This is a genomic window from Rhizobacter sp. P2_H2, from assembly GCF_056403375.1.
On the sequence record NZ_JBFUFP010000427.1, the window covers coordinates 1 to 4394 of the forward strand.

At 70.0% G+C, this 4394-nt stretch carries 3 protein-coding genes; 2 read left to right on the top strand and 1 reads right to left on the bottom strand.

Features of this window, described 5'->3' with window-relative positions; all coding sequences use genetic code 11:
- Positions 1-105: 105 nt before the first annotated feature.
- Positions 106-471: a hypothetical protein gene (locus AC1D15_RS19575; RefSeq protein WP_052211236.1), complete on the bottom strand. Its 366-nt coding sequence runs from the start codon at positions 469-471 to the stop codon at positions 106-108.
- Positions 472-585: 114 nt separating this feature from the next.
- Here AC1D15_RS19575 and AC1D15_RS19580 point away from each other — a divergent pair, with 114 nt between their 5' ends.
- The gene (locus tag AC1D15_RS19580) at positions 586-3735 is read left to right on the top strand and encodes an error-prone DNA polymerase (RefSeq protein WP_477827292.1); all 3150 of its coding nucleotides are present in this window, start codon (positions 586-588) and stop codon (positions 3733-3735) included.
- A 101-nt stretch (positions 3736-3836) separates the two neighbouring features.
- Positions 3837-4394 (top strand): YaaA family protein (locus tag AC1D15_RS19585; RefSeq protein ID WP_477827293.1); only part of this gene is annotated, 558 nt, incomplete at its 3' end.

The following is a 4394-nucleotide window of genomic DNA, read 5'->3' on the forward strand; positions in this document are numbered from 1 at the left end:
GGTGTCGGGGTAGGTGGTGTCGCTCATGGGCTTTCGCGTAGTCGTCGAAGCGGGGAAGGGCGCCATTGTCGGCCTTCCTCCAAGCCCCTTGCCGCACGCGGCCCTTCAGGCGGACTGGATCACGCCATGCGCCGAGGCAGGCGTCGATGCCGGTGCCTTCGGCCGGCAGTTGCGCTTCTTCTCGAGCCAGTAGACGACGTTGCCGGTCACGACGATGCTGCCGGAGATCACGGTGGAGGCGGCCAGCACGGCGGCGTGGCCCACCAGCTGGGTGATGCAGTCATTGGTGCTGCATGAGCGGCCGGCATTGACGTCGGCCACGTCGAGCACCATCTGGCGCGCCATGACCTGGCATTCCTCGTCGTAGACGTGGATGGTGCGCGGGTAGGCGCAGCCGAACGACGCGGTGGCGGCCGTCACCGCGATGAACAGCGTGCGAAACCGTGGCAGGCAAGGGGTGGTGTGGGGCATCGGGTGGCCTCGTCGGGGGGTCATCGATTCTGTCGTGTGCCGGGCACGCGTTTGTCGCCGGTGGGGCGGTTCATATGTCCATATACTGTATGAAAGCACAGTATTCATCCCGCGATGCTCCCCCCCTATGCCGAGCTGCACTGCCGCAGCAACTTCAGCTTCCTCACCGGGGCCTCGCACCCCGAGGAACTGGTGAACCGCGCCGCCGACCTCGGCTACGCGGCGCTCGCGATCACCGACGAGTGCTCGCTGTCCGGCGTGGTGCGCGCGCACGTCGAGGCACGGCGCCGCCAGTTGCACCTGATCATCGGCAGCGAGATGCAGCTCACCTTGCCGGCGGGCGACCCGCATGCCCGGCTCGTGCTGCTCGCGCAGACGCGCCGCGGCTACGGCAACCTGTCGCACTGGATCACCGTCGCGCGGCGCCGCGCCGACAAGGGGCATTACCTCGCGCACCCGTCCGACCTCGAAGGCGGCGTGCCCGACGCGCCCACGCTGGCCGGCCTGCCCGAGTGCCTGGCGCTGCTGGTGCCCGATGCCGCGCAGCCGTTCGAGACGGTGTTCGCGCATGCGATGTGGCTCAAGACCTGGTTCCACGAACGGGCCGCGGTGGCCCTCGAGCGGTTGCACCGCCCCGGCGACGAGGAACTGCTCGCTATCGTGCTGCAGGTCGCGCGGCGGGTCGGCCTGCCGGTGGTCGCGTCCGGCGACGTGCTGATGCACCTGCGCTCGCGCAAGTCGCTGCAGGACACGCTGACCGCGACGCGGCTGAACCTGCCGCTCACCGAATGCGGGCTGCGGCTCGCGCCGAACGCCGAGCAGTACCTGCGCTCGCGCAGCCGGCTGGCCGGCCTCTACGAGCCGGCGTGGCTCGACAACACGCTGCTGCTGGCCGCGCAATGCACCTTCTCGCTCGCCGAGCTGAAGTACGAGTACCCGCGCGAGGTCGTGCCCGAAGGCATGACGCCGATCGCCCACCTGCGCCGGCTCACCTATGCCGGCGTGCCCAAGCGCTTTCCCGACGGGCTGAAGCCGGCGCACTCGAAGCAGATCGAGGACGAGCTCGCGCTGATCGAGCAGCTCGGCTACGAGGCCTACTTCCTGACGGTGGCCGACATCGTGCGCTGGGCGCGCGCGCGGGACATCCTGTGCCAGGGGCGCGGCAGTGCGGCGAACTCGCTGGTGTGCTACTGCCTCGAGGTGACCGAGGTCGATCCCGAGCGCGCGACGCTGCTGTTCGGCCGCTTCATCAGCGCCGAGCGCAACGAGCCGCCCGACATCGACATCGACTTCGAGCACCAGCGCCGCGAAGAGGTCATCCAGTACATCTACGGCAAGTACGGCCGCCACCGCGCGGCGCTGACCGCGGTCGTCATCAGCTACCGGCCGCGCAGCGCGGTGCGCGACGTCGGCCGCGCGCTCGGCATCGACCTGCAGCGCATCGACGCCGTCTCGAAGAGCCAGCAGTGGTTCGACGGCCGCGGCATCAGCCGCGAGCGCCTGCGCGAGAACGGCTTCGATCCCGATTCGCTGGTGGTGCGGCAATGGGCCGAGTTGACCGGCATGCTGGTGGGCTTTCCGCGCCACCTGAGCCAGCACCCGGGCGGCTTCGTGATCGCGCGCGACCAGATCGAGCAGCTGGTGCCGGTCGAGAACGCCGCGATGGACAAGCGCAGCGTCGTGCAGTGGGACAAGGACGACCTCGACGCGCTCGGGCTCATCAAGGTCGACATCCTCGCGCTCGGCATGCTCAGCGCGCTGCGCCGCGCGCTGGAATTCATCGGCCACAAGCAGGGCCGTGAATTCCGCATGCAGGACATCGCCGAGGGCGACGAACCCACCTACGACATGATCTGCCAGGCCGACACCATCGGCGTGTTCCAGATCGAGAGCCGGGCGCAGATGAGCATGCTGCCGCGCCTGCGGCCGCGAAAGTACTACGACCTGGTGGTCGAGGTCGCGATCGTGCGGCCCGGCCCGATCCAGGGCGGCATGGTCCACCCCTACCTGAAGAACCGCAACCTGCCGATCGCGGAGATCGATTGCCCCGAGCCGCTCTGGCCCGCGCTGGAGCGCACGAAGGGCGTGCCGATCTTCCAGGAGCAGGTGATGCAGATCGCGATGCTGGCCGCCGACTTCACTCAGGGCGAGGCCGACCAGCTGCGCCGCGCGATGGCCGCGTGGAAGCGCAAGGGCGGGCTCGGGCCGTTCCACGAGCGGCTGGTCGGCCGCATGGTCGCCAACGGCTACGCGCTCGAGTACGCGGAACGCATCTTCAAGCAGATGGAGGGCTTCGGCGAGTACGGCTTCCCGGAGAGCCATGCGGCCGGCTTCGCGCTGCTTGCCTACAACAGCAGCTGGATCAAGTGCCACCACCCCGATGCGTTTCTCGCGGCCTTGCTGAACAGCCAGCCGATGGGGTTCTACGCACCGGCGCAGCTGGTGCGCGACGCGCGCGAGCACGGCGTCGAGGTGCGGCCGGTCGACGTGGCGTGCAGCGACTGGGAGTGCACGCTGGAGTGGCCGCTCGACGAGGCCGCTCCGGGCGATGGGCTGCGCCCGGTGCGGCTCGGGCTGAACCGCGTCGGTGGGCTGTCCGAGGCGGCGGCGCAGCGCATCGTGGCGGCCCGCGAGCGCGGCGCCTTCGCGAACCCGGAAGACCTGGCGCGGCGCGCCGAGCTGAACGGCCACGAGCTGCAGTCGCTGGCGCAGGCCGATGCGCTGCACAGCCTGAGCGGCCACCGCCACCAGGCCGCCTGGGCGGTGGCCGGCATCGACACGCGGCCCACCGCGATGCTGCGCCGCACGCGCATCGACGAGCCCGCGCTGCAGCTGCCCGCGCCGGCCGAGGTCGAGGAGACGGTGGCCGACTACCACGCGCTCGGGCTGACGCTGAAGCGCCACCCGCTCGCGCTGCTGCGCCCGCAGCTCGAGGCCTTCCAGGTGCAGACCGCGGCCGTGCTGCGCGGCTACCCCGACGGCCGGCTGGCGCGCGCGAGCGGGCTGGTCACGCACCGGCAGCGGCCGCAGACCGCCAAGGGCACGGTCTTCATCACGCTGGAGGACGAGACCGGCGCCGTCAACATCATCGTCTGGCCGCGCGTGTTCGAGACCCAGCGCCAGGCCTTGCTCGCTGCGCGGCTGCTGACGGTCTACGGCCAGTGGCAGCGGCAGGGCGACGTGATGCACCTGCTGGCGGTYAAGATGATCGACCACACGCCGCTGTTGGGCGGCCTCATTGCACGCAGCCGCGATTTCCGTTGATTCTGGTTGATGCTGCCGAAGCCGCGGGCACACCTGGAAACGAAGTGTGAGCGCCGATTCGATAGAGTTCGGGTCTTTCTCTTGCATCGTTGACCGGCTACATGCTGTTCCTGCTCTCGCCCGCCAAGACCCTCGACTACGACACGCCGCTGCGCACCGCGCACGAGCCGACGATGCCGTCCTTCCTGCCCCGCTCGGCGGAGCTGATCCAGGTGCTGAAGACGAAGTCGGTGGCCGACATCGCGGCGCTGATGCACCTGTCCGAGCCGCTGTCGGCGCTCAACGTCGAGCGCTATGCCGCGTGGAGCCCGCGCTTCACCGACGCCAACAGCCGCCCGGCCGCGCTCGCGTTCGACGGCGATGTCTACGACGGCCTGAAGGCCCCGACGCTGAGCGACGCCGACCTGGCCTGGGCGCAGGACCACCTGTGCATCCTGTCCGGCCTGTACGGCGTGCTGCGCCCGCTCGACCGCATGCAGCCCTATCGGCTCGAGATGGGCACCGCCCTGCAGACGCCGCGCGGCGCCACGCTGTACGACTACTGGGGCGACACGCTGGCCGAGCACCTGAACGAGCGCCTCGCGGCCGATGCCAGCCCGGTGATCGTCAACCTCGCGTCGAACGAATACTTCCGCGCGGTGCGCCGCAAGGTGCTGAAG

Bases quoted from the DNA above. Each gene is read 5' to 3' on its own strand.
- AC1D15_RS19575 (WP_052211236.1), bottom strand. From the start codon at position 471: ATGCCCCACACCACCCCTTGCCTGCCACGGTTTCGCACGCTGTTCATC.